This is a genomic window from Staphylococcus sp. HMSC070D05 (assembly GCF_001815595.1).
In the GTDB taxonomy this organism is placed as follows: domain Bacteria; phylum Bacillota; class Bacilli; order Staphylococcales; family Staphylococcaceae; genus Staphylococcus; species Staphylococcus hominis.
Window position 1 is genome coordinate 104,107 of record NZ_KV821095.1, and the last position, 23,699, is coordinate 127,805.

Consider the following 23,699-nt stretch of genomic DNA (forward strand, 5'->3'; position numbering starts at 1 on the left):
ATCTGAACGTTTCTTCATAGAATCGTTCAGATTAAATACTGTAAATTAATTATTTACGTTTTAATTTGCGAGAGAGTTTAATTTTGGCTTTTGTAAGTCTTGGTTTAACTTGTTCGATTAATTGATATAACGGTTGATTTAAGACATAATCAAACTCACCAATTTTTTCACTTAAATAAGTGCCCCATACACGTTTAAAAGCCCATAATCCATAGTGTTCAGAATCTTTTGATGGATTATTATCTGTGCCACCAAAGTCATACGTTGTTGCACCATGATCTCTTGCGTATTTCATCATTTCATATTGCATATGATGATTTGGTAAGAAATCACGATAATCATTTGAAGAAGCTCCATATAAGTAATATGATTTTTTACCTGCAAACATAAGTAATGCGCCTGATAAATATACGCCTTCTGGATGTTCTTGATTTAATCTTTCTAAATCTTCTTTTAATTCAGTTGTCTTAGAAATCTTATTTTTTATATCATTTAATTTGTTAGCTGTCTTTTTGTCATTTGGACGTGCTTCTGACTTCGCTTCTAATTTAGCTTTTTCTGCTTCTTGAGCTTCTAGATCTTTATTCGTTTCATCAAGCACTTGTTGTGGCTCTAATTTCACTAAGAATAATTCTGCATCCCCATCTTCATGTAATGAGTCATAAATATTCTCAAAATAGCTAATATCACGTGTTAAGAAACCATCACGTTCACCCGTAATTTGCATTAACTTCGCAAATGTTTTAAGTCCTTCACGATTTGAGCGTTCAACTTTAGTACCTCGTTTAAGCGCTAATCTAACTTTAGAACGGTTACGGCGTTCAAAGTTTTGAATAATTTCATCATCAGTTTTATCAATAGGTGTAATCATTGTCATACGAGGTTGAATATAGTCTTTTGACAATCCTTCTTTAAACCCTTTATGTTTAAATCCAAGCATTCTTAAATTTTTAAGTGCTTCTGTGCCATGTTCTACTTCAACATCTGGATCAATCTTAATCGCATACGCTTTTTCTTCTTTAGCGATTTTTTTTGTTTCATTTAAAAGTGCTCTTAGTACATCTCTATCATTATAATCGGCTACGAATCCACGTGATACATAGCATAATGTAAATGGTAACTTCGGTACCTTTTTAAATAATAACTGTCCTACACCTTTAATTTTACCATTTTCACCTACTGCCACACGTTTTGAATACCATCCAGTTAAGCGCTTTGTCTCTGCCCATTTTGTCAGTTGCAATAAATCACCATTCGGATGAGTTTTTACAAATTCGTCATGTTCCTGATTTGTGATATTCATCTTTTCCATGCTATATAAAACTCCTTTATCTTTGCATTACTTATCATTATACATTGTAGATTTGAGAGTGTCGACAAACTCATAATAGAAGTTGAATTTTCTTCAAAAAGCTATTCTTTTTGTTATACTTAGTGAATGAAAAACACTACTATTTTTTATTAAAGAGGTTTTTAAAATTGAGAAATATTATTTTACTTATATTTATTGTATGCAATGCTATTGCAATAATTTATACAATGGCTCATCCTTTAACTATAAATTTTTTTAGTCTGAGAGTGATGTTTGTCGCTTTATCACTTGTACTTACCATTTTATTTATACTATTAAAAACAAATCGTTTTTCTTTAATACTAAGCTTAATCTCTTTAGTACTAGTTTTTATTCATATTGCTTTTATCGCACATAGTACTTATACATATCTATTTAATTAGTTCCTTCATTAGGTTCGAAGCGATATTTGGCTCCTTTAATAATGATTGAATAAGGAGTCGTAGTTTCATTATCTTTAAAAATAATGGTATTGTATCCAGATTGAGCCGCATCTTGAATCCGATAAACGATAGTATCCCCCTCTAATTTTAAATCAGTGTAGTTCTCATTTTCTTCTATAATATCCATATTAAACCAGGTTTGCCACTTAGTTAATGTTTTAGAACGTTTAGAACTATCTATTATAATTTTATCAATTTTAAATTGTTTTTGAAAAAATGAATCTAAATCTTGCATATAATCTACGTTATTTTTATTCCACTCAATAAAAAAAGGAGGCCTTACCATATAGTCGGGATCAGCGATATAGAGTAACTTCCATCTTATCTTTTCTCCCTTTTTATCTTCTCTGTCCATATTTATAGGACCAATCGTATCAATATGATGTTCGTTTAAAGATTGTTTTAGTTTCTCTATATCTTCCGTTCTAAATGCCATTGTTTTAAATCCTTGCTTAAAATCATCTTGAACAATTTTCGTTGCAAAAGCGACTCTACCCTTCTCAGTTTTAGCTTCTTTCTTTAACTTTTCGACATTTTCAACATCTAAAAGTTCGATGTAATTTCCATTTATATAAGTTAAACGATTGAAAGTGCCATATTGATGATGCTTGCCTCCAGAATGAATTTTTAATAACTCACCTGGATATTTAAATCCTTTTAATTGATCGACGTAATGAATCATATGATCAAATTTCAATTTCATGTATCAATATCCCCTTTACTAATTTAAACTTAATTGTATTTTAACAAATTTCACTATACTTTACTCTATAACTTATATTTAGTGTTGAAAAACGAATGAAATCGGCGTATAATAATTTTCGGTATTAATTAGTTAGCCTTGCTAACCAATTTTAAGGGAGACAATTTAAAATGCTCACAAATGAATTTTTTAATAGTTTTATTGGTATTTATCGTCCTTATATTAAACGTACTCAACCTATATTAGATCAATTTGGTCTACATACAGGTCAGTGGTTAGTGCTTAAAGATATTGCTACATATGATCAAACGACTTTAGTTCAAATATCTAAACGTCGTTTTATTGAAAAACCGACTGCGCGTAAAATTATTAAAGTCCTATTTGAAAAAGATTTACTTTTGGTTACTCCAGGTACTGACAAACGTGAAAAGCTATTAAGTTTATCTGAAAAAGGACAGCAATTATTTGAGGACATGAATGCTTGTATTACACCTATTCAAGAAGATTTAATCCATCAATCTAATATATCTAATGATGACTTGGATCACGTCATAGCAATTATGAAAAAATTACATACCACATTATCGAAGGGGGATACTCATGAATCAGACTAGTACTATTAAACAACCTATTTTTACTAGAAGTTTTACAATCAATTTTATCATTAACTTCTTTGTTTATTTATGTATGTACTTATTATTAGTTATCATCGCTGATTATTCTAAAACATCCTATCATGTGTCAGACAGTATATCTGGACTTGTTGTAGGACTATTTATTATTGGATCATTAATAGGACGTTTTGGAACAGGAAAGTATGTCAATCGTTTTGGTCCTAAAAAAATTTTAATTGTTGGTTTAATTTTTCTAATCATTACTCAGTTACTTTATTTTATCTCTGGGTCGATAACCATCTTGATGTTTGTACGACTCCTAAATGGAATTGCTACAGCTATCGCAACGACAGCTACAGGTACAATTGCTGCACATGTTACCCCTGTAGAACGTAAAAGTGAGGGTATTAGCTTATTTTCACTGAGCCTTGTTCTTGGATCAGCTATTGGGCCTTTTTTTGGAATTTTATTATTGAAATCATTCTCAATTAATTTACTATTTCTTATCTGTCTCATACTAGGAATCGCAAGTTTAATTGTTTCACTCTTTATTAAAATTGATTTTAATCCTACTAAAAATGCAGTTGATAGAAAAGTAGCTCAAGCTTCTGGTTTCAATATTCATAATTTTATTGCTAAAGAAGCTGTACCAGTAGCAATTGTTATGATGATCATCGGGTTAAATTATGCGTCAATCCTAACATTCTTAAAACCTTTTGCTGAGCAACGTCATTTGTTAGAAGCATCTAGTTATTTCTTTATTTTCTATGCGGTCGCTTCATTAATCACTCGACCTATTGCTGGTAGAATGATTGATGCAAAAAATGAAAACGTTGTGGTTTATCCAGCTTTTCTTGCCTTAATTATCACATTTGTTTTATTAGTATTTAGCTATAATGGTTGGGTATTATTACTTGCTGGCGTGTTCTTAGGTATTGGTTATGGAAACCTCTCTTCTTCAATGCAAGCCATTGCAATTAAAGTCTCCCCTTCAAGTAAATATGGAATTGCAACTTCAACTTACTTTATAGGATTAGATATTGGTATTGGCTTTGGTCCCTCGTTGCTTGGATTATTTACAGATTCAATCACGTATACTCAAGTTTATCTCATTATGGCTATTGTAGCTGCTTTATGTACAGTACTTTATTTAATTGTTCATGGTAGAAAAGTACATGGTAATACGTATTAATCTTTCATTTAATATATAAAAAGGAGCACCCCTATTATTCGTTATAGAATATGAGAGGTGCTCTTTTTATTTAATTAATTTGCAATACTAATAGCTTCAATTTCATTTTTCATTTTATCTAATACTTTTTGTTGAGACGCATTAAAGAAATAAAATACTTGTCGTTCATCTGTTTCAGAACGTAATTTAGAAATTAATTCTTTCTTGTAAATTTTGCGAATGATTACGTCAATTTTGCTTGTATCCCATAACATTTCAAAATGTAATGTATCGCGTAACTCTTTTCCGCTAATTTTTTTACCTTCATACACTTTAAATAAAACGACAAATTCCTCAATAGAAATTTTATACGTCATTTTTAACCAATGTTTTAGTTGACTAAGTTCTTTTTCCGCTTCAATAAAGCGATTCACTTTATTATTCATAGTACATGCCTCCAAAGTTGATTCTAAGTTGTATAAATACATAATATAATAAAATTGCTTAATTTAATTATATAACATATGTACAATTTAATCTATTACAAATATTAATTTATATCTGTTTAGTGATTAATATAAATTACTTTGAAATTATTAAAATTAATTAAAGCTACTATCAAATTAAAATACAGAAGTAAGTGATATCACATATGATTATCACTTACTTCTGTATAGATTAACCACCAATATAATTCATATTAATTTTCTTTCGTTGTCGATTTTTTACTGTTTGTTCTGTACGTTCATCTGAATAACGATCATCACGTGCTTGCCATAATGAAATGAACGTGTCTTTTAATTTTTGATGTGTAGCACCACTACGCAATAATGATTTAATATCAAAACCATCAATCACACTAAATAAACATCCATAAAATTTTCCATCAGATGATAGTCTTGCTCTTGTACAAGTAGAACAAAATGAAGCTGAAACACTGGTGATTAGACCAAACTGTGCACCATTATCTTTATGTCTATAATATGTGGCAACTTCACCAAAGTATCTAGGTGGAAGTGGTTCTATATCAAACTTTTTTTCAATAGTAGATAGCATTTCTTCTTTCGTAACAACTTTATTAAAATCCCAACCATTATCATTACCTACATCCATAAATTCAATGAATCTTATTTGAATGTGTTTATCTTTAAAATATTCGATCATAGGTAGGATTTGCTCATCATTAATTCCTTTTTGTATAACTACATTTACTTTTACATGAAATCCAATAGATACCGCATAATCAATTTGTTGCAAGATGGTAGAAGCTTTAATGTTACGGTTATTGATTGCTTGAAATACCTCATCATCAATTGCATCTAAACTTACATTAATTCTACGTAATCCTGCATCATACAACTTTTGACCATGTTTTTTTAAAAGTAAACCATTAGTAGTCATACCAATATCTTCAATACCCTCAATACGATTGAGTTTTTCAATTAATTTATATAAATCACGTCGTAACAAGGGTTCTCCACCAGTGATTCTTAATTTTTTCACGCCTAATTCAGCATAAACTTTGGCAATTGTTGTAATTTCATCAAATGTCAGTAATTCCTCTTTAGGTAAAAAAACAAAATCATCACCAAATATTTCTTTTGGCATACAATAATCACATCTGAAATTACAACGATCTGTTACAGAAATTCGTAAATCTCTTATAGGACGTCCTAATTTGTCTTTAATTTGGATCGTCATTAACGCGTCCCCCTTTAATCATTAATCTGATGAAGTAAAGTATTCAAATCATCTTGATAATTAATATTTTTAGACCAATTTTTTAAAGGCTGAACCTCTTTAGTATCTAGAAAACATGTTATCACATTTTTATATACATGCCGTAAACTATAATCATTAGAATTGAGTACTTTTTCAATATTCGAAATGACTCCTCGACTATAAAAAGCAATGGTCGGTATAGGTTTATCATTGTCTGAATAAGCTATAATATCTGCTTGATGTTCCATACGCTGTGAAATTGTAAATTGATATAGTTGACTTATTGCTTCTTTAGTAATCATAGGAGTATCTACAGAAACCACAAAAAATAATTCTTCATTATTATAATGTTTCATAACTGTGTAGATTCCTGATAACGGACCTTTATCTGCATGTGTTTCTTCATCTACCATAATATGTTTATACTCAAATTCATTCTTAAGTTGTTTGTTTGTACTGATAATAATATCGTCAAATAAATTCGTTTCTGTTAATGTGTTAATAATTCGTTTATAGAACATTTGCCCGTGAATACAAGCAAATGCTTTAGGACTACCAAAACGTTTAGAGTGTCCCCCAGCTAGAATAATTGCTTTCATATTTAACCACCACTAACTGGAGGTATTAACGCAACAATATCATCTTGCTTTATAATATCATTAAGTTGAACAAATTCTTCATTCACAGCTACTTGAAATTTTTTATCACGAATGGATGGGTGACGTTCAAATAATAATTCTTTAAATGTTTCTACTGTAATATCTTCTATTAAATCAATGTCCTCTGAATTCATTTCTAATATTTCTTTTATTTCTGCAAAATATAATACTCTCATTTAAGCCCCTCCCTTAGTTGCTTGACTGTGGTCTCCTCTTTGATGTCCTTGCCATTCTGCACCGTCTTCCCAAATTTCTTTTTTCCAAATCGGCACAATTTCTTTAATTCTTTCAATCGCATATTCATTTGCACGATAGGCGTCTTTACGATGTGGCGAAGAGACAGCAATCAATACTGCAATATCGGAAATGTGCAGAGGACCAATACGATGTACAATCGTTGTTATCGTTCCTGGCCAACGCTGTGTAATTTCTTCTCCAATTTGTTCTAGTTTTTTTTGAGCCATTGGAACATAAGCTTCATACTCAAGATATTCTGTTTTCACCCCTTTAGTCCATTCGCGAACATGACCTGTAAAGACAACAACAGCTCCTTGATGTTCATTTAAAGTAAATGTTCTATATTGTTCGGGCTCAATTGGATTCTTCACGATTTCAAATTGTTTCATTTTTTATTCATCCTTTTGTTTCATCCATTTTAGTAACCATTGCTCATAGTTGTTTAAAGCATTCTCATTATTATAATTATAAAAATATTGAACATGTGTAAGAAGTCTCAGTTTTTCTAATTCTTCTTGGGTCTGATATACCACTATTTTGTCATAATTCTCATGTTTAAACCCTTCAACTAAAATAACGTCATAACTAATAGTTACACTTTCTTTTATCAGCTCTTCAAGCGACGGCTGATTTCTACGTGTTACCGTTTGTTGATAAGCAGATCCTTGAACAATACTCTGATCTGCACCAGCTTCAAAATGTTTCATATGATCCACATTAGAAGATTGAAGCGTAATATCATCTTTATCATGTCCATGATGTTTAATCGTTACAATATGATAGCCTTGAGATTTTAAAAATGTAATAGATTGTTGTAACAACGTTGTTTTACCCGAATCTTTAAAACCGACTATTTGTAAAATCATAATGATAGTTCCTCTTCGAAAACATTCGATTCAGTTAAAATAACATCTACAGTATGTCCGGCTTTAAATCCTCTTGTCCCCCCTGGCAACATAATCATTGCATTACTATGTGCTATTGCTACCACAGCACCCGATTTATTAAATCCGGATGGAACCACAGTCGCACAATTATGAGTAAAAGATGCAGTTGCTCGAATAAATCTTGTAAATGGATTGGCTTTCGCAAAATCTTCCATTAATGTTGCTTTCACAACTTGAGGGTAAACTGCTTTGGCTTGCATCATATGTTTCACTGCTGGTTTAACAAATAATTCAAAACCAGTAAAACAAGCCGATGGGTTCCCTGATAAACCAAATAAATACTTATTATTTGCAACTGCCACAGTTGTCACACTTCCAGGACGCATCGCAATTTTATTAAATAACACTTCTGCTTGAATTGCTTTGTATATCTTTGGTAAAAAGTCATAATCCCCTACCGAAACACCTCCAGTAGTAATGACAATATCATGATCTTTCATTGCTTTAGTGATGACTTGAATACTACTTTCTAAGTCATCTTGTTGTATACTATAAGGCTCTATCGTTAATCCCATTTTATCAGCTAATGCTTGTATCATCGGACCATTAGAATTTCTAATTTTTCCTGGTTGTAATTCTTCGTCTACATTCAATAATTCGCTTCCAGTAGCAATGACTGCAATACTTGGTTTTAAAAACACAGGCACTTCTGTATAACCATAGGTCGCTAGTACTGCAATAGCTCCAGGATTAATGACTTGTCCTTTTTTTAAAACAATATCTCCTGTTTTCGTTTCTTCTCCTTTTAGCGACACATTTTCATTCTCTTCAAAAGGTTTTCTAATAGTAAATGTATCTCCGTTTTCCACAGTTTGTTCAAACATCACTACTGCATCTGCGCCCTCAGGAATTTGAGCGCCTGTCATAATACGAACTGCTTCATTTTCTCCGACTATTTTATGAGATACTGTGCCTGCACCAATATGATCTATCACTTTAAATGTTTTACGGTTTTTTGAAAAGGCACCAGCCGAATCTTCACTTCTTATAGCAAAACCATCATACGGCGATTTATTGAAACGTGGTATATCATAAGTTGCTACAATGTCTTCTGCTAAGACATATCCTAAACTGTCCTCTAATGATATATTACTTTGTGGAGTATATATATCTTGTTTTACAATACGTTCAATTGCTTCTTTAATAGGTATTGGTTTTCTTTTTTCAACTACCATTTTATCAACTCCAATTATACGATAAATTCATGCTATACTATTTTATAAACTCAGTAAAATAATGATGTACTCATTAAAAATAAATGATTATAACTTTATTTATATGTTATGATTTTTTAGATATTTCTATAGGAGGCTATTTATGTCAAATTTCACACATATCAATCATCAAGGTAATGCAAAAATGGTTGATGTTTCGAATAAAAGTATTACAAAACGTATTGCTAAAGCACATTCAAGCATCACAGTGAATGAAGCGATTTACCATCAAATTATTGACAATACAAATAAAAAGGGTAATGTACTTAATACTGCTCAAATTGCAGGTATAATGGCTGCTAAAAATACATCGACTATTATTCCGATGTGTCATCCATTGCCCTTAACTGGAATAGATATTGAATTCTCTTGGAATCAAGCAGACACACCACGCCACTATCAATTAAGCATTACTGCTACGGTTTCTACTACAGGTAAGACTGGTGTTGAAATGGAAGCTTTAACAGCTGCTTCAGTTACAGCTCTCACAGTATACGATATGACAAAAGCAGCAGATAAAGGAATGATCATTGGTAACACATACCTTGAATCAAAATCTGGAGGTAAATCTGGAGATTATCACCGTCAATTAGATTAATGTATATGATTTTCTTCTATTATGATAGTCATAAGCAGCATTTTCAATTAGGGAAACCTATGATTTACAATGCTTTTTATGACTATTTTATTTATGGAGTTCATAAACCATATGATGTAATTCCGGAATAATGAGTTTAGTCATTGCTAACTTTACTGCCCCAGTTGATCCCGGTAATGTAAAGATTAATTTATTCATAACTGTTCCCGCTAATGCTCTTGAGAGAAGTGCTTTTGTTCCTACATCTTCCGTATAACTTAAATATCTAAAAAGTTCACCGAATCCTTCAATTTCTTTATCTAAAAGTGGTTTTACAGCTTCTATAGTTATATCACGTTGTGCTATACCAGTACCGCCAGTCGTTATAATGACATCAATATCTGATGCTAACCATTCATCAATTTGAGATTGAATGTCTGCCTTGTCATCTTTAATGATATTATAGTGTTCTTCTGTCACTTCTATATTCAGTTCTTTCAAACACTTTTGAACTAATTGACCGCCTTTATCTGTTTCTTTATTTCGTGTATCAGAAATTGTTAACACTGCACATTGAATTGTTTTTTTTACTTCTTTATTATCATGCTGATGCATCATCATTCTCTCCTTATCCAAATAATTGATTGATTAAATGTATTGCTTCAGATTTCTTAGTTGTACCATGAATTAACATTCGCCCACCCTCAAAATATACAATTCTATGTTTTTTAAATTCAAATACTAACATATATTGGTTTTCATGATAACGAATATCGAGTGCTGTAAGAAAATCAACTAATACTTTTTTTGTAATGTCTTTATTTTCATATTGAACTGTATCTCTACCACACAAAGTTGCATATGACATCGAATGAGTATGTAAATACGGAAAGCTAGGATTCTTACCACAAGTTGGGCAATCATTACGCCGCATTTTACTATAACCAAAAGAAAAATGTGTATTCTCCCAAATATCTCCATATGTCAGCTTTGTAGGAATCTTTTTACCAATCAATATCTTTAAAGCATCTCGTAATTGAAAACTAGTGGTCATAGTTACAGCTGGCTGAATTACACCGACAGTATCACATGTCAGATTTATAACTGGTAACTGAGGCATTAAACAATTAAAGCAAGGTGTTTGACCTGGAATAAATGCAGTTTCCACATAGGTACTTTGAACTACTCCACCATAAATCCAAGGAATGCAATATCTGTAGGAAAAATCATTGATTAATTGTCTTGTTTCAAAATTATCCGTTGCATCAATAATCAAATCCACTATCGTTGCATATTGCTCTAAAAATTGAGCATCCACATGTTCAATATAAATATTCATTTTTATATCAGAGCGAATCTGTTTTAAGTGATTTTGTGCAGCAATCACTTTGGGCAACATACGATCTGCATCACTTTCTGTAAACAATGTCTGTCTTTGTAAATTACTATATTCAATATAGTCTCTATCCACAATCGTCAACTCACGAATACCAGCACGAACAAGTCCTTCAGCTACATGGGTACCTAAAGCTCCCATTCCAACAATCAATACATGTTTTTGATTAAGAGTTTGTTGTCCATGTTCTCCAATATCTTTAAATAAAATCTGTCTTGAATAACGTTCTTGAGTCATTATTTGAAACCTCTCTCAATATTCTCTCTTCTCTTTATTATAACGAAATAGGAGTAGGACAGAAATCTAAAACATTTTAGACTTCGATATCCTACTCCTATTTATTTAATTTGAATCATTTCATCTGCTAATACTTCTGCTTCATAATTAGAGTGCGTTACAAAAATAATAGGTATACACCATTCCTCATGAATTTGCTTAACTAGATGGATGCCTTCATCTCTAGACATATCATCTAAACTTGAGAAAGGTTCATCAAGTAAAATTAAATTGGGTTTCGTGCTTAAAGTTCGAGCGAGTGCTACACGTTGAGCTTCTCCACCAGACAATGTCATCGGAAATTGATTGATTAAATGGCTAATATTTAAACGTTGAATAAGCTCATCAATATGTTGAGACTGTTTAGACATAAATGTAATATTCTGGAGAACCGTCATGTTAGGAAAAAGTTGATAATCTTGAAATAAATAGCCAATTTGTCGTTGTTGAATCTTTACATTAATATGGTTTTCAGTATCTACTAATAACTGATTATTAACATTGATATAAGCCTCATCTGGTTGTTTTAATCCTGCAATGATATTTAATATTGTCGTTTTTCCAATGCCAGAGGGACCTTGTATTGCATATATTTTAGCTTTTGTATCTTCAATGTTAATGTGAATCAATGTTTGTTTTAACTGATGTTGTAATTTAACTTGTAACATCTAGTCTACCTCCTGAGCTTTATCACGATTCGCAAAATTCAACATACTAATGATTGTAATAGAAAATGCAACGAGGACAAGTACCCATAACCATGCCTGATTCTCTTTTCCTTGCTCTACTAAAAAATAAATTTCAAGTGGCAAGGTATTGGTTTTATTTGGAATATATCCTGCAACCATCAATGTTGCACCAAATTCTCCAATAGCTCTCGCAAAACTCATCATAATACCCGCAATAATTGAACGTTTAGATAATGGTAAAATTAAACGATAAAAAATTTTACGTTCACTTGCTCCCATTGTTCGTGCAGTATTTAACATTTTAGGATTAATACTTCGAAATCCTTGAATAGTATGTTGATACATCAGTGGAAAACTAACAATGACAGATGCAATTACTGCACCTGTCATTGTAAATACTACGGGTAAATGAAGTATATTTTGAAAGAATTGTCCCACAAATGTTCTAGGTGAAAAAATAATAATAAGTATAAACCCTAGCACTGTCGGTGGTAAAACCATAGGTAATAATATTAAGCTTTCAAGGAATTGAGTTGCATGCCCTTTTCTTTTATATAACGTTCTACAAATAAAAATCCCTAATATAGAAACAATTATCGTACTAATAAGTGCTACTTTAATGGAAATCCATAGAGGTGTTAAATCAGGCATATGTCATCCCCCTATACTTTAAAGTGATATTCTTTTAAAATATCTTTCGCTTTTTTAGATTTTAAGAATTCCATCCATTCTTTAGCAAATTTGCTATCTGATGTTACTCCCGCTTCATAAGTGATAGGTTTTTTCAAATCTGCTTTTTTAATCTCATTTACTTTATCGGTTCTTTCATTATTCGTATATAAATCGGTCTCATATACAAATCCCATTTGTGCATTACCTTTTTCAACGTAATTTAATACTTGTTTAACGTCTTTAGCATATACCATTTTATCTTTTACATCATTATATAAATGTTGATCATCTAAATATTGTTTCGCATATTTACCTGCTGGTACAGTTTTCACTTCACCAACAGCTAATTTTTCGTTGTCTTTTAAATCTTTTACTGAAGCTTGATCACTGTTTTTATCACCAATCAATACCAACTGATTATGTGCATATTTATATGTATCATGAGCTTGATTATGTTCTTTCAACATCTCTACATCTTTCGTATTTGCAGACATAAAGACATCAGTTGGTGCACCTTTTTCAATTTGTTGTCTTAAGGCGCCTGATCCACCATAATTAAATGTTACATTTACATTTTTATGTGTTTTTTCAAACTCTTTCTTTAATGCTTTACTTACATCACTTAAACTTGCTGCTGCTGAAACTTTCAATTCAGTTTTAGGATTATCATTATTATTTGACTTTGAAGATTGCTTGCTATTCTCATTATCTTTTGAATTTGAGCAACCTGCTATAATGATAATGAAAGTCCCTAACACCGCTAATAATCGTTTTACAGTCATTTATTTTTATGCCCCCTATTCAATCAAATATTATACGCTTTTTATATCTTTTGAAAAGTTTTATCACATTTTATGTTTATTTCTAAATTTTAAAATATAAAGTTTTATATAATCATTCAATATTGAAATACTTTTTATAAATATAATGATACAGTATAAAGTAGTTATAACTAAAGGGGAGACATTCATGGATAAAGATGCCGTTCAAAATCAACCGATTATTAGATATGAAAATGAGCAACTCATCGAAACTGAAGACAGCTATGTAACCGAATTTCCATTAACGATTATGGTGAATGGAAAAGAATTTGCTACAGTAATTTGCAGTCCGACACATTTAGAAGAGTTAGTCGTAGGATTTTTAGCATCTGAAGGAGCCATTTATAAAAAAGAAGAAATTAAACATTTACAAATTGATGATAGTAAAGGGTTCGCTCATGTAGAATTAACTAAGTCATTAAGTGATCGTTTTGAGTACTCTACAAAGCGCATGGTTGCTTCATGTTGTGGAAAAAGTCGAGAATTTTATTTTCAAAATGATGCGGCAATTGCTAAAACATCGATGTCTAATATCATTCTCACTCCAAGACAAATTTTAAATATGATGACAGGTTTACAAAGTGCAAGTACTTTATTTAAGCAAACAGGTGGCTTGCATAATGCAGCGATTAGTGATGGTGAGGCATTTTTTGAACATCGTCAAGATATAGGTAGACATAATGCCTTAGATAAACTTTACGGTTTTTGTCTTACTCATCAAATTCCTGTTAGAAATAAAGTACTTATTTTTAGTGGACGCATATCATCTGAAATTTTACTAAAAGCAGCTAAAATCGGTGTCGGTGTTATATTATCAAAATCTGCACCTACCACATTAGCAGTAACACTGGCACATGACTTAAATATTACTGCTATTGGTTTTATTAGAGGTGATTCTTTTAATATTTATAGTCATCCAGAACGTGTAAAAGGAGTGAAATAGAATTTATTATAAATTCATTTTTCACTCCCTACTTTTATTTATATTGCATCTTCTTTGACTATTTGATATTGAAAGCTTTGAAAAATATAGCCTTGTTTTATATACATGTCTTTTGCTGTATCATCGCCATCTGCCACTAATATAACGGGTCGAGAACCAGCTAAATGACCTACATAGGACTGCATCGTAGTACCTATTCCCTTATAACGATAGTCTTCTAAAACGCCGAACCCATCAATTTCAATGGTTTCATCTGTAACTATAACATCCAAAATACCCACAGGTTTATGAAGATAATATGCAACTATACGAGTGACATCATCTATTTGATTTAATATTGCCTCTCTCGTTCGTTCTTCACTTTCTTTAACAAACGCTTCGCCATACGGTTTTGAAAATTCATTGTAAACACTTAAATAATCTTCCATATTAAATGAAGTTACAGGTTCAATATCTACCTGAATATTGCTCTCAAACTCTTTTAATGTAACACTATCTATCACGTACAATTCAAGTAGTCCTAATTGAAATCCTTCATTGCGTATCGCTTCTAACCATGTAGAATGCAGTAATTGGTTTTCTGGAAATGTAAAAGATAAATGAGAAGAATGTTGTTTTTTATGCAAAATTCGTTGTTTCTCCATATCTGAATACCACTGATTAATTGAAGGTAACGTTTTGTACTGCCACTTATTCATGTGATATGTCATTGGATCAGAAGGTGTTAAATATATAATATTCAACTCATCTTCTAAGTATATTTTTCCATTTTCTTTAATCTGCTTCATTGTTATGTATGTCATAGCAACCATCACCCAACTATGTATATTTTGTACTATTATATCAAATTCTTAAAACGTGAATGGTTAAGTAATGTTGTGCCGATTAAACTCGCAATAATCGCTTTAATGATATCTCCTGGAATAAATGTAAATGATAATAAGAATGCTTTACTTATAGGCATATGTATAATGAATCCCATAATGATTGTTCCTACAATATCTAATAATAAAACACCAAATACAAGCATACCAATAAATAATGTCAAGAAATTAATATGATTTTTAAAACGATCTCTTACTAAACCTATAAGATATGCCACTACTGGATATAAGAATAAAAATCCTGCTGAAGGACCTGCAAACACACCTATTCCACCACGTCCACCTGATAATAATGGCAAACCTGTGGCTGCTAATAATAAGAAGATAATAACACTGAGTGGTCCGTATTTACGTCCTAATATAACTCCTGCTAAAAAGATACCTATATTTTGTAATACAATGGGTACAGGCATAAATGGTAACGGTATTCCAGGTACTAGACCTAAAATACAAATAACCGCTGTCATTAACGCTGTATATACTAAATTTTTTGTACTCATTTGATTTCCTCCTTTTATGAAGAAAATTATACCACTTATGTAAACTATTTTATATAAAAAGTTTACATTTAAAGTTAATGAACTACTTTTTTAGCTAAAGTCGTGATATAGTTGAAGAATTCATCATGATTGACATGATTAACGACACGCACTATACGTCCATCATCACTCTTATATGTACGTCCTTGGCTTGGTCCTTTTGTATATACATCTACTTTAAGTTCTATAGAATCTGTTAAGTTTTCTTTGCCAATTTGAGCAGTCGTCAATACATCCCATAAAAAGTAAGTAGAGTTTGTGACAAAATGAGTAAGAGGAGGTACAGCTGCATAACTGATTCCTAAAAAATCAACTCCTATAAACTGACGTTGATTTGCCCACATTTGACGAATAGCTGGTGTCAATGGTACTTGATTAGTGCTTTCTAACGCTACCATTTCTATCTTGATAGACGTATCAAATATTGTTTTAACAGCTTCAGGATCCCAAAAAGCATTCCATTCAGCTGTGCCATCATGTTCGGGTTCTTCTACATTTCCCTTTTCTAAAAATGTCCCTCCCATCCAAACTAACTTTTCAATATTGTTTACTATTGCTTTATCATGTTTGATCGCCTTGGCTAAATCGGTTAACGGACCAGTAAACAATAAAGTCACCTTTTCTTTACTATTATTTAATACATTAATAATATCCTCATAAGCTTCAAATGTACTCGTTATAGAACGTTTATCAATCCATTCCTCATTTAAAATAGGAAGTGCATCCATAAAAAAGGCATGCATTCTCCAGTCTTTCGGAAAAGGGTTAACTCCTCTTTCATATGAAGGAGCTACATCAATAGATAAATTTGAAAAACGATTGATAATTTTACATGAAGCACTTAGAGAAGGTTCTAAATAACAATCTGCACCGATTGTACTTACACCTACTAATTCAACATTATCCATTTGTAGTAATAAGAATAGTGATATTAAATCATCAACACCGCCATCATGATTAAAATATATTTTAGTCATTAAATCCCTCCAAAAAATATGTAAAAAAAGCTATGACTACATTATACGTAATCATAGCTTTCTTTAAACATATTATAAATAAAAAATTCATTCTACATTAAATCAAGTATAGATTTTGCAATATTCGTATATGCTGCATCTTCCATAGGAGGATTATGTAGGCCAGCACGCATATTACGATAATAGCGTTGTAATGGCCGATCCATTTCTAAACTTTTTGCCCCTACGATTCGCATAGCAAGATCCACTACTTCTAACCCTTGATTCATGACTAAAATTTTACTTGCAGATGTTTCATTCCAAATATTAAGTGTTTCATTATATTGATTGTAACCTTTAGCTGTACTCCATAAAAAATGACGAGCAGATAATAAGAGTGATTCCATTTTACCAACATTTTGTTGTACAGTAGGTAGTGTAGAAATTGTTCCATCAATGCTATTAGGGGAATGCGTTTTGGCAAACTCAATAGCATAATCTCTCGCTGCTTGGGCGATACCTAAATATACACTTGGTATATGTAAAATCCATCCATTGGGCTGAGGTTTATGTTTCGTTTCTACAAAGTTTTCAAACGGAACTATAACATCATTTAATACTAAATCATGACTTTCCGTTGCACGCATTCCTAACATATTCCAATTATCTGCAATTTCTAAACCTTTAGTCTCTCTAGGAATTAAAAAGAAGCCTACTTCTTGAATATCTTCTACAAATGCAGCAACAATATAATGTGTCAATGCTTTACTCATAGAAGTAAACGTTTTCACACCATTTAATTTATAACCGTCTTTAGTTTTTATTGCATGCGTAGCAGGTCTCCCACCACGAGTAGGACTGCCAGTATCCGCTTCACTTACTGCTCTATTTACAAGCGCGCCATTTTTTACTTCTATTGCAAATTGATCAAGCATAGTTTGACTCCACATATGCTGTTGATATAATTGTCCTACAACGCTTAGATGCCAGCCTATAGACAGTGCTGTAGCGCCATCTATAGCTCCAAGATATGATTGTAAAACGACCATATCTTCTATTGTTGCACCTTCTCCACCATATGATTTAGGTAAAGTTAACACACTATAACCTTCCTCTACAAGCCATTTTATATTGTCAAATGGAAATTTAGAGTCAATATCTTCTTCTGCTGCTCTTTGTTTAAATGTATCTTCAATTGTTTTAAATTTTTTAATCCATTTTCTTTGAATATCACTACTTATTAAAAATGAATCTAACATGACTATCACCTATTCGATATTTGATATATTTAATCATAGTTTAACACTCGGTTTTAATAATATAAAGTATCTCATTAACATAGTATATTAGAATTAAAAAAGAGTGGACAGAAATTCTGTCTCACTCATTTACCCCATCATCATTCTATTGTATATATTTCTCTAACTCAACAATTAAAGCATTAATTCTCTCGCGTTGTTCTTTTGTTACATAAACAATAACTGTTCTTTCATCTTGTATACTACGTTTTTTTGATAATAATTGTAAATCTTTTAATTTTTGTAATGCTTTAGTTAAGTAATAAGGTTTAAATTCTGAATACATTGCAATTTCTTTTGAAGTAATTTCATCTTTTTTACTTTTAACAATATAATTTAAAATATAAATTTCTTCATAATTCAGATTATATTTTTTCTTAGTGTCTTTAAAAAACTTTTTCACTTGAAATGTTGCGTTAACTAAATCATTGATGTCTTTAATTTGTCCCATATTCTAAACCACTCCTCTGATGTACATCTAGTTGCTACAAGGTTCATGTATACTAACTACTACAACACTAAACATTTCTTATGCTATAAAAATTATTTTATAACATTTAAGTATAATATTTCAATATTTTTATGAAATTAAAATGATATTATATATTAAAATCTCATTTGCCAAATTAAATTATACATAATTATTTCATGTGTTATACACCTAAAAGTAACTAGTGATGTAAGAGATAAGCCTTTCTTACATCACTAGTTACTTTTATTTTTAAAAACAAATTATAATGTTAATTCCTTTTTTATCATTTTACTACAATGTCTCAAGATATAATGAATCTCTTCTTTTTTTGACATATTTAACTTTATACACACTCTACGTTCATCTATAACATCTCTTTCTTTCAAAATATAACCACTTTGTTGTAATCGTTTAATTACTAAATTTATATTTATAGACTGACAACGCGAAAAATAGTTTATCGATTTCAACGAGATATCATTTTGATTCGACCAAATAATGCCTAAAACAAGCAAATCATTTAAACTTAACTGATAATGCTTAATACTTTTTTCAATTTTATTTAAAACCTTATAAATAGTAATTAGATATGTTAACTTGCAATAATTCATATTTTTAATTGATGTTTTAAGATAAGTATTTTCAAGTAATTCTTCAATTTCTAATAATAAATGATTCATTTTTCTTTCATACATTTCTACAGGTAAGATTCTTAATCTTCGTTGATCATTTGCATCATAAGATTTAAAAATCCATTTTTCGTGGTATAAATGCCTAACAAGATAGAGTAAAGTTCGTTTAGATAAATACGTTTTTTTCATTAATGTTTCAATATCCATACCTTGATGGCTCGTTTTATGATAATCAATAATAGCATATAGTACATTTAGGTGTTCAATATTTAGATTTTTAGAATATTTTAAAAGTTCATCGACTGCTTTATAAAATAAAAGATAAAATAATAGTACATCCATATCACTTTTTGTCATGATAGTTGCCACCTCGCAATTTATACAACAATTCTAGAAGACAGACTTTAGTATTGCGATACAATTTTAAAGTGTTACCAGTTTATCTCTATATCATACATATACTTACTTCATATTAAGTATGAGTAAAGGTCTAAATACTTTATCTTTTTTACTTATTATCGGACTTAATCCTATTTTAGGTATGATAGTTACTTTTGGCCTCAGCTATAAGTAACTGTGCTTCATAATCTAAAGATATTTCAACCGTCTCGGTAGTCTTATATATTGGAGCAAATTGTTTTTTTCGTGCCTGACCTGGAGTCATACCATATTTTTTACTAAATAATGCAATAAATCTCGGAAAATGATTAAATCCATGTTTATAAGCAATATCTTGAATAAATTCACTACTATCTAAAATATCAAGTAAACATAATTTCAAACGAATATCATTAATATATTGAGCAATATTATGATAAGGTGTATGAAATTTAATCACTTGACTTAACTCTTTGTTAGACATATCAAGTGAATTCGCTAATGCTTGTTTATTAATCTTTTCATGATGATGTTCGATAATATATTCATGAACTTCATCTACAAGTGGATTGTCTAGTTTATAGTTTTGACGGTGTTTTCTTTGAATATAACCTAATTCTACACATAAATGTTTAACTAATTTATCCCTTATGTGTGGAAGTCGAGGTTTTCGACTTTCAAATTCAAGAAGATTAATAATAAATGATTCTAATTGTTTTCGTTCAATAGAAGAAAATTTATATCCTTTTTGTCTGATATAATCGTCTGCAAACCTTAAATAATCTGTGAATGAAATTTCAATTATTGCAATAACAGAGTTCGTTTCGCCTTCTATCGAATATAAATCATTTAACATAATAAATACGAGATCTCTTTTTTTCATATTATATGTATCTAAGTCTACATTTATTTTTCCAGAACCCTTTAACCAATATATAAGTTTGATATTGGATTCTTTTTGTTTTAATATTCTCGTATTTTTTAAAAGCTTTACCGAAAAATTATCTATCATACGTCTTTCCTCTCGTTTGTAATATAAAGACTAGATATAAGCGATGACATTTCTCCCCTTTATTCACCACTTAATTCTATTGAATTATCGCCTCGATACTTATGTATGCGTATCGGAGATCTATCTTCATATACAATTTTATGTTTTATTTCGGTATTAGCAGTAGCAATATTTTGACTTATTTTATCACTTTATTATCTTATAGTATGATTTTATTGTTTTTCAATATAAACTTACTTTATTTATATATAAGGATGACATATAAAATAATTTTTTAGTATTTGTTTAATCAAGTAATCATTCAATAGGCTAAATTATTTTGTTATAAATTATTTTTCTATTATTTTACAAAAAGATTACAAGAAAATGAATGTTTTTTTCATATTCTTCTGTAAACACTGTCATAATAGCTTTTTTTATATTAAAAAATATTACTAAGAATTAAATTTACAAGCTTTTATATTATCGAAAAATTACAAATCATTAACATTCCCCACAAATTGTAATTTTTTTGATAAAGTATTTCTTGTCGTTAAGTAAAATGATTTAAAGACTAAGTTAACAAATGACTATTAAATATAAATAATATTAATTTAATTCTCAGGAGGAAATTTATAATGAAAAAAATCGCTACAGCTACAATCGCTACTGCAGGAGTTGCCGCAGTTGCTATCGCCGGACAAGGACATGAAGCTCATGCAGCTGAACAAGGATATAATCCAAATGATCCTACTTCATATAGCTACTCTTACACTATCGATCAACAAGGTAACTACCACTATACTTGGAAAGGTAACTGGAGCCCAGATCGTTTAAATCATTCTAACTATAATTACAATTATAACTACAATACATATAATAATTATTCTAATACAAATTCAACTCATAGTTATAACAACTATAATACTAATAACTCAAATCAAGTTGCTAGTAATCCAACACAATCTTACACAACAAATAATCAACAAACTGGTGGTTTAGGTGCTGCTTCTACTTCTAATAATAATGTAAAAGTAACTACTGTAACTGCACCTTCATCAACAGGTGTTTCAATTTCTAACTCTGCTAGCTCAGGTAGAAACTACTATACTTCTGGCCAATGTACATATTATGTATATGACCGTGTAGGTGGTAAAATCGGTTCGACTTGGGGTAACGCAAATAACTGGGCAAATGCTGCAGCATCTGCTGGTTACACAGTAAATAACCGACCATCTGCAGGGGCAATTATGCAATCTACTGCTGGTGCTTACGGTCACGTAGCATATGTTGAAAGTGTAAATAGTAATGGTTCAATCACAGTATCTGAAATGAACTATGGACATGGTGTAGGTGTAGTAACATCTCGTACACTTTCTTCAAGTGAAGCTGCTTCATATAATTTCATTCATTAATTAAATTGATAAAGAAAAAAGATTTAGAATTCAATGTGAATTCTAAATCTTTTTTTATGCATAAATACAAAAAGCGTTCAAAACTTTAATTAGTGTTTAGAACGCTTTAAGTTATAATATTAATTAAATTCATTATTATGGATTGAATTATCGCCACAAAAATTAAATCCTCTTTTAATTCATTTTTTAGGATATTTAAAATTAATGTATTTTTTAAATAACATCGCTACTATGCTTCTAATCAATACTTTAACTCTAACTTTATCATTTCCATATTATAAGAGAGTTAAACATTAAATTAATCCTTTAATTTACTTTTTTACGTATTCCAATACCAGTAAATCCATAAATAATTGCTAATATAGCACATAAATAACATGGTACTGTCCAAATAAAGAATTGATCAACTGAAACTCCTAATTGTTGCGCATAGTAAATACTTGATGTTCCCCAAGGAATTAATGGTAGAACCATAGTACTTGAATCTTCTAATGTACGAGATAAATTACTTCTATCTAAATTCATATCTTCAAACATGTCTTTCATAAGTACTCCAACCATAATAATAACAATTGACGCCACACCAGCAGCAAATACCAACATTAGTGACGATAGCACAGTAATAAGAACGAGGGTTCCAACAGATTTAACACCTTTTGCGACAGTTTGTAACATTACATCTAAACAACCAGATTTCTCTACAATACCTGCAAATGCATAACCACAAAAAATGGTCACAATGATTTGTGTCATACTCATCATTCCACCTTGTTCAATCAATGTTTTTGCATTTTCGGTAACATGAGAATGACCAGTCATAGATGATGTAAAGCCATCAAATGTTGCTTTAAAACCATCTACAAATTTGAATCCATTATTAAACTTACCTATCAAAATAGCACTCAACGCTGAAACAAGCATAGATGGAACAGTTGAAATTTTAAGTATTAAGCAAATGATAATCACAATTAAAGGAATCCATACGAAAAAATTAATATTATAAATAATAGATAGTTCATTTAAAAGTACTTTTATTTGCTTTGTATTTACATTACCTTGGGAGTTTAATCCTGCAAAAAACCATACGATAAGTCCAATGATTGATGCTGGAATAGTTGTCCACATCATTGCTCTAATATGAGAAAAAATGTTTACTTTTGTTACGAGTGCAGCAAGATTGGTTGTATCTGATAAAGGTGACATTTTATCTCCAAACACTGCACCTGCAATAATTGCACCTGCTGCCATTCCTTGATTTATACCAAGTTGACTTCCAATAGATATTAAGGCGATCCCAGCTGTAGACGCAGATCCCCAAGCTGTCCCGGTCGCTAAACTACATATAGCCGAAATAATAAATGCTGACATTAGAAAATAACTAGGATTCAAAAACTTAAGTCCATAGTAGATTAATGCAGGTACAGTACCTGCGTACATCCAGCTACCTACAATAATACCTACAGCCAAAATAATGAAAATAGCAGGCATAGCTGTTGTCAATCGATGTGTAATTCCTTCTTCCAAGTCTTTCCATTTTAAACCGACACGCATAGCAATAAAGGCAGCGTAGGTTGAGGCGATAAGTAACAATACTTGAATAGGGATATTAAATTTAATAAATCCAATTGTAACAACTATTACCATGACAATAATTGTAGATATTGCTTCTAAAAATGTGGGTTTTCTTTTCATATATCTG

General features: G+C 30.7%; 27 protein-coding genes. 5 read left to right on the forward strand and 22 right to left on the reverse strand.

Features of this window, described 5'->3' with window-relative positions:
• Positions 1 to 49: 49 nt before the first annotated feature.
• Both HMPREF3046_RS02370 and HMPREF3046_RS02380 read right to left on the reverse strand, forming a co-directional pair.
• Positions 50 to 1,312 (reverse strand): lipid II:glycine glycyltransferase FemX, encoded by a 1,263-nt coding sequence (locus HMPREF3046_RS02370; protein ID WP_070716087.1) that lies wholly within the window; start codon positions 1,310 to 1,312, stop codon positions 50 to 52.
• Between the two features lie 414 nt (positions 1,313 to 1,726).
• Entirely contained in the window at positions 1,727 to 2,497 is a 771-nt protein-coding gene (locus HMPREF3046_RS02380; protein WP_070716089.1) for a VOC family protein, read from the reverse strand.
• Between the two features lie 170 nt (positions 2,498 to 2,667).
• Here HMPREF3046_RS02380 and HMPREF3046_RS02385 point away from each other — a divergent pair, with 170 nt between their 5' ends.
• Together HMPREF3046_RS02385 and HMPREF3046_RS02390 are read left to right on the forward strand one after the other, a co-directional pair.
• On the forward strand, positions 2,668 to 3,111 hold the full coding sequence (locus tag HMPREF3046_RS02385; RefSeq protein ID WP_002455002.1) for a MarR family winged helix-turn-helix transcriptional regulator: 444 nt from the start codon (positions 2,668 to 2,670) through the stop codon (positions 3,109 to 3,111).
• On the forward strand, positions 3,098 to 4,303 hold the full coding sequence (locus tag HMPREF3046_RS02390) for an MFS transporter (RefSeq protein WP_002448515.1): 1,206 nt from the start codon (positions 3,098 to 3,100) through the stop codon (positions 4,301 to 4,303). Before HMPREF3046_RS02385 ends, HMPREF3046_RS02390 begins: the two co-directional genes overlap by 14 nt.
• A 74-nt stretch (positions 4,304 to 4,377) precedes the next feature.
• Here HMPREF3046_RS02390 and HMPREF3046_RS02395 read toward each other — a convergent pair whose 3' ends face one another.
• The 7 genes from HMPREF3046_RS02395 to glp form a co-directional block, all read right to left on the reverse strand.
• Positions 4,378 to 4,728, reverse strand: coding sequence for a SarA family transcriptional regulator (locus HMPREF3046_RS02395; protein ID WP_002448468.1), 351 nt, complete (start codon positions 4,726 to 4,728; stop codon positions 4,378 to 4,380).
• Positions 4,729 to 4,960: 232 nt separating this feature from the next.
• Complete coding sequence (gene moaA / locus HMPREF3046_RS02400) at positions 4,961 to 5,983, reverse strand: GTP 3',8-cyclase MoaA (RefSeq protein WP_070716091.1); 1,023 nt, start codon at positions 5,981 to 5,983, stop codon at positions 4,961 to 4,963.
• A gap of 14 nt (positions 5,984 to 5,997) precedes the next feature.
• Positions 5,998 to 6,603, reverse strand: a complete 606-nt coding sequence (gene mobA, locus HMPREF3046_RS02405) for a molybdenum cofactor guanylyltransferase MobA (RefSeq protein ID WP_070716094.1) — start codon at positions 6,601 to 6,603, stop codon at positions 5,998 to 6,000.
• 2 nt (positions 6,604 to 6,605) lie between these two features.
• Positions 6,606 to 6,839, reverse strand: coding sequence for a molybdopterin converting factor subunit 1 (moaD, locus tag HMPREF3046_RS02410; RefSeq protein ID WP_070716097.1), 234 nt, complete (start codon positions 6,837 to 6,839; stop codon positions 6,606 to 6,608).
• Entirely contained in the window at positions 6,840 to 7,289 is a 450-nt protein-coding gene (locus tag HMPREF3046_RS02415) for a molybdenum cofactor biosynthesis protein MoaE (RefSeq protein WP_070716100.1), read from the reverse strand. It lies immediately after the preceding gene.
• A gap of 3 nt (positions 7,290 to 7,292) precedes the next feature.
• Positions 7,293 to 7,766 carry a molybdopterin-guanine dinucleotide biosynthesis protein B gene (gene mobB / locus HMPREF3046_RS02420; protein ID WP_070716102.1) on the reverse strand — a complete coding sequence of 158 codons (474 nt, stop codon included), beginning with the start codon at positions 7,764 to 7,766 and terminating at the stop codon, positions 7,293 to 7,295.
• Complete coding sequence (gene glp / locus HMPREF3046_RS02425; RefSeq protein WP_070716104.1) at positions 7,763 to 9,022, reverse strand: molybdopterin molybdotransferase MoeA; 1,260 nt, start codon at positions 9,020 to 9,022, stop codon at positions 7,763 to 7,765. Before glp ends, mobB begins: the two co-directional genes overlap by 4 nt.
• 142 nt (positions 9,023 to 9,164) lie before the next feature.
• Here glp and moaC point away from each other — a divergent pair, with 142 nt between their 5' ends.
• On the forward strand, positions 9,165 to 9,659 hold the full coding sequence (moaC, locus tag HMPREF3046_RS02430; RefSeq protein WP_070716107.1) for a cyclic pyranopterin monophosphate synthase MoaC: 495 nt from the start codon (positions 9,165 to 9,167) through the stop codon (positions 9,657 to 9,659).
• Positions 9,660 to 9,746: 87 nt separating this feature from the next.
• Here the strand turns inward: moaC and HMPREF3046_RS02435 are convergent, their stop codons facing one another.
• The 5 genes from HMPREF3046_RS02435 to modA form a co-directional block, all read right to left on the reverse strand.
• Positions 9,747 to 10,253, reverse strand: a complete 507-nt coding sequence (locus HMPREF3046_RS02435) for a MogA/MoaB family molybdenum cofactor biosynthesis protein (protein WP_070716109.1) — start codon at positions 10,251 to 10,253, stop codon at positions 9,747 to 9,749.
• Positions 10,254 to 10,266: 13 nt separating this feature from the next.
• Positions 10,267 to 11,271, reverse strand: coding sequence for a ThiF family adenylyltransferase (locus HMPREF3046_RS02440; RefSeq protein WP_070716111.1), 1,005 nt, complete (start codon positions 11,269 to 11,271; stop codon positions 10,267 to 10,269).
• Between the two features lie 101 nt (positions 11,272 to 11,372).
• On the reverse strand, positions 11,373 to 11,978 hold the full coding sequence (locus HMPREF3046_RS02445; protein WP_070716113.1) for an ATP-binding cassette domain-containing protein: 606 nt from the start codon (positions 11,976 to 11,978) through the stop codon (positions 11,373 to 11,375).
• Entirely contained in the window at positions 11,979 to 12,650 is a 672-nt protein-coding gene (gene modB / locus HMPREF3046_RS02450; RefSeq protein ID WP_070716115.1) for a molybdate ABC transporter permease subunit, read from the reverse strand.
• Between the two features lie 11 nt (positions 12,651 to 12,661).
• Positions 12,662 to 13,453 carry a molybdate ABC transporter substrate-binding protein gene (gene modA, locus HMPREF3046_RS02455; protein ID WP_070716116.1) on the reverse strand — a complete coding sequence of 264 codons (792 nt, stop codon included), beginning with the start codon at positions 13,451 to 13,453 and terminating at the stop codon, positions 12,662 to 12,664.
• A 187-nt stretch (positions 13,454 to 13,640) separates the two neighbouring features.
• On the opposite strand from modA, the gene fdhD reads away from it, so the two are divergent.
• On the forward strand, positions 13,641 to 14,435 hold the full coding sequence (gene fdhD / locus HMPREF3046_RS02460; protein WP_070716119.1) for a formate dehydrogenase accessory sulfurtransferase FdhD: 795 nt from the start codon (positions 13,641 to 13,643) through the stop codon (positions 14,433 to 14,435).
• A gap of 38 nt (positions 14,436 to 14,473) precedes the next feature.
• On the opposite strand, the gene HMPREF3046_RS02465 is transcribed toward fdhD, so the two are convergent.
• The 7 genes from HMPREF3046_RS02465 to HMPREF3046_RS02495 all read right to left on the reverse strand — a co-directional run bounded on the left by HMPREF3046_RS02465 (position 14,474) and on the right by HMPREF3046_RS02495 (position 20,606).
• Complete coding sequence (locus tag HMPREF3046_RS02465; protein WP_070716120.1) at positions 14,474 to 15,238, reverse strand: GNAT family N-acetyltransferase; 765 nt, start codon at positions 15,236 to 15,238, stop codon at positions 14,474 to 14,476.
• A gap of 35 nt (positions 15,239 to 15,273) precedes the next feature.
• Positions 15,274 to 15,819 carry a biotin transporter BioY gene (locus HMPREF3046_RS02470; RefSeq protein WP_070716122.1) on the reverse strand — a complete coding sequence of 182 codons (546 nt, stop codon included), beginning with the start codon at positions 15,817 to 15,819 and terminating at the stop codon, positions 15,274 to 15,276.
• A 74-nt stretch (positions 15,820 to 15,893) separates the two neighbouring features.
• The gene (locus HMPREF3046_RS02475; protein WP_070716125.1) at positions 15,894 to 16,835 is read right to left on the reverse strand and encodes a nucleoside hydrolase; all 942 of its coding nucleotides are present in this window, start codon (positions 16,833 to 16,835) and stop codon (positions 15,894 to 15,896) included.
• A 92-nt stretch (positions 16,836 to 16,927) separates the two neighbouring features.
• Positions 16,928 to 18,073 (reverse strand): acyl-CoA dehydrogenase family protein, encoded by a 1,146-nt coding sequence (locus HMPREF3046_RS02480; RefSeq protein ID WP_070716127.1) that lies wholly within the window; start codon positions 18,071 to 18,073, stop codon positions 16,928 to 16,930.
• A gap of 145 nt (positions 18,074 to 18,218) precedes the next feature.
• Positions 18,219 to 18,563 (reverse strand): transcriptional regulator, SarA/Rot family, encoded by a 345-nt coding sequence (locus HMPREF3046_RS02485; protein WP_070716129.1) that lies wholly within the window; start codon positions 18,561 to 18,563, stop codon positions 18,219 to 18,221.
• Between the two features lie 281 nt (positions 18,564 to 18,844).
• On the reverse strand, positions 18,845 to 19,573 hold the full coding sequence (locus HMPREF3046_RS02490; protein ID WP_070716130.1) for a transcriptional regulator, SarA/Rot family: 729 nt from the start codon (positions 19,571 to 19,573) through the stop codon (positions 18,845 to 18,847).
• A 178-nt stretch (positions 19,574 to 19,751) separates the two neighbouring features.
• Complete coding sequence (locus HMPREF3046_RS02495) at positions 19,752 to 20,606, reverse strand: helix-turn-helix transcriptional regulator (RefSeq protein ID WP_070716131.1); 855 nt, start codon at positions 20,604 to 20,606, stop codon at positions 19,752 to 19,754.
• Positions 20,607 to 21,223: 617 nt separating this feature from the next.
• On the opposite strand from HMPREF3046_RS02495, the gene HMPREF3046_RS02500 reads away from it, so the two are divergent.
• A complete protein-coding gene (locus HMPREF3046_RS02500) occupies positions 21,224 to 22,000 on the forward strand; it encodes a CHAP domain-containing protein (protein WP_070716132.1) in 777 nt (258 codons plus the stop codon).
• A 306-nt stretch (positions 22,001 to 22,306) separates the two neighbouring features.
• Here the strand turns inward: HMPREF3046_RS02500 and nhaC are convergent, their stop codons facing one another.
• Positions 22,307 to 23,692 (reverse strand): Na+/H+ antiporter NhaC, encoded by a 1,386-nt coding sequence (gene nhaC / locus HMPREF3046_RS02505; RefSeq protein WP_070716134.1) that lies wholly within the window; start codon positions 23,690 to 23,692, stop codon positions 22,307 to 22,309.
• Between the last annotated feature and the right edge of the window lie 7 nt (positions 23,693 to 23,699).

Excerpts from the sequence above, each read along its gene's own strand:
- moaC (WP_070716107.1), top strand. The coding sequence starts at position 9,165 with ATGTCAAATTTCACACATATCAATCATCAAGGTAATGCAAAAATGGTT.
- HMPREF3046_RS02445 (WP_070716113.1), bottom strand. The coding sequence starts at position 11,978 with ATGTTACAAGTTAAATTACAACATCAGTTAAAACAAACATTGATTCAC.
- HMPREF3046_RS02440 (WP_070716111.1), bottom strand. The coding sequence starts at position 11,271 with ATGACTCAAGAACGTTATTCAAGACAGATTTTATTTAAAGATATTGGA.
- moaA (WP_070716091.1), bottom strand. The coding sequence starts at position 5,983 with ATGACGATCCAAATTAAAGACAAATTAGGACGTCCTATAAGAGATTTA.
- HMPREF3046_RS02390 (WP_002448515.1), top strand. The coding sequence starts at position 3,098 with ATGAATCAGACTAGTACTATTAAACAACCTATTTTTACTAGAAGTTTT.
- mobA (WP_070716094.1), bottom strand. The coding sequence starts at position 6,603 with ATGAAAGCAATTATTCTAGCTGGGGGACACTCTAAACGTTTTGGTAGT.
- HMPREF3046_RS02480 (WP_070716127.1), bottom strand. The coding sequence starts at position 18,073 with ATGTTAGATTCATTTTTAATAAGTAGTGATATTCAAAGAAAATGGATT.
- HMPREF3046_RS02370 (WP_070716087.1), bottom strand. The coding sequence starts at position 1,312 with ATGGAAAAGATGAATATCACAAATCAGGAACATGACGAATTTGTAAAA.
- HMPREF3046_RS02470 (WP_070716122.1), bottom strand. The coding sequence starts at position 15,819 with ATGAGTACAAAAAATTTAGTATATACAGCGTTAATGACAGCGGTTATT.
- modA (WP_070716116.1), bottom strand. The coding sequence starts at position 13,453 with ATGACTGTAAAACGATTATTAGCGGTGTTAGGGACTTTCATTATCATT.
- nhaC (WP_070716134.1), bottom strand. The coding sequence starts at position 23,692 with ATGAAAAGAAAACCCACATTTTTAGAAGCAATATCTACAATTATTGTC.
- modB (WP_070716115.1), bottom strand. The coding sequence starts at position 12,650 with ATGCCTGATTTAACACCTCTATGGATTTCCATTAAAGTAGCACTTATT.
- HMPREF3046_RS02495 (WP_070716131.1), bottom strand. The coding sequence starts at position 20,606 with ATGATAGATAATTTTTCGGTAAAGCTTTTAAAAAATACGAGAATATTA.
- HMPREF3046_RS02380 (WP_070716089.1), bottom strand. The coding sequence starts at position 2,497 with ATGAAATTGAAATTTGATCATATGATTCATTACGTCGATCAATTAAAA.
- fdhD (WP_070716119.1), top strand. The coding sequence starts at position 13,641 with ATGGATAAAGATGCCGTTCAAAATCAACCGATTATTAGATATGAAAAT.
- HMPREF3046_RS02435 (WP_070716109.1), bottom strand. The coding sequence starts at position 10,253 with ATGCATCAGCATGATAATAAAGAAGTAAAAAAAACAATTCAATGTGCA.
- HMPREF3046_RS02475 (WP_070716125.1), bottom strand. The coding sequence starts at position 16,835 with ATGACTAAAATATATTTTAATCATGATGGCGGTGTTGATGATTTAATA.
- HMPREF3046_RS02385 (WP_002455002.1), top strand. The coding sequence starts at position 2,668 with ATGCTCACAAATGAATTTTTTAATAGTTTTATTGGTATTTATCGTCCT.
- moaD (WP_070716097.1), bottom strand. The coding sequence starts at position 6,839 with ATGAGAGTATTATATTTTGCAGAAATAAAAGAAATATTAGAAATGAAT.
- HMPREF3046_RS02465 (WP_070716120.1), bottom strand. The coding sequence starts at position 15,238 with ATGACATACATAACAATGAAGCAGATTAAAGAAAATGGAAAAATATAC.
- HMPREF3046_RS02500 (WP_070716132.1), top strand. The coding sequence starts at position 21,224 with ATGAAAAAAATCGCTACAGCTACAATCGCTACTGCAGGAGTTGCCGCA.
- HMPREF3046_RS02485 (WP_070716129.1), bottom strand. The coding sequence starts at position 18,563 with ATGGGACAAATTAAAGACATCAATGATTTAGTTAACGCAACATTTCAA.
- HMPREF3046_RS02395 (WP_002448468.1), bottom strand. The coding sequence starts at position 4,728 with ATGAATAATAAAGTGAATCGCTTTATTGAAGCGGAAAAAGAACTTAGT.
- glp (WP_070716104.1), bottom strand. The coding sequence starts at position 9,022 with ATGGTAGTTGAAAAAAGAAAACCAATACCTATTAAAGAAGCAATTGAA.
- HMPREF3046_RS02490 (WP_070716130.1), bottom strand. The coding sequence starts at position 19,573 with ATGACAAAAAGTGATATGGATGTACTATTATTTTATCTTTTATTTTAT.
- mobB (WP_070716102.1), bottom strand. The coding sequence starts at position 7,766 with ATGATTTTACAAATAGTCGGTTTTAAAGATTCGGGTAAAACAACGTTG.
- HMPREF3046_RS02415 (WP_070716100.1), bottom strand. The coding sequence starts at position 7,289 with ATGAAACAATTTGAAATCGTGAAGAATCCAATTGAGCCCGAACAATAT.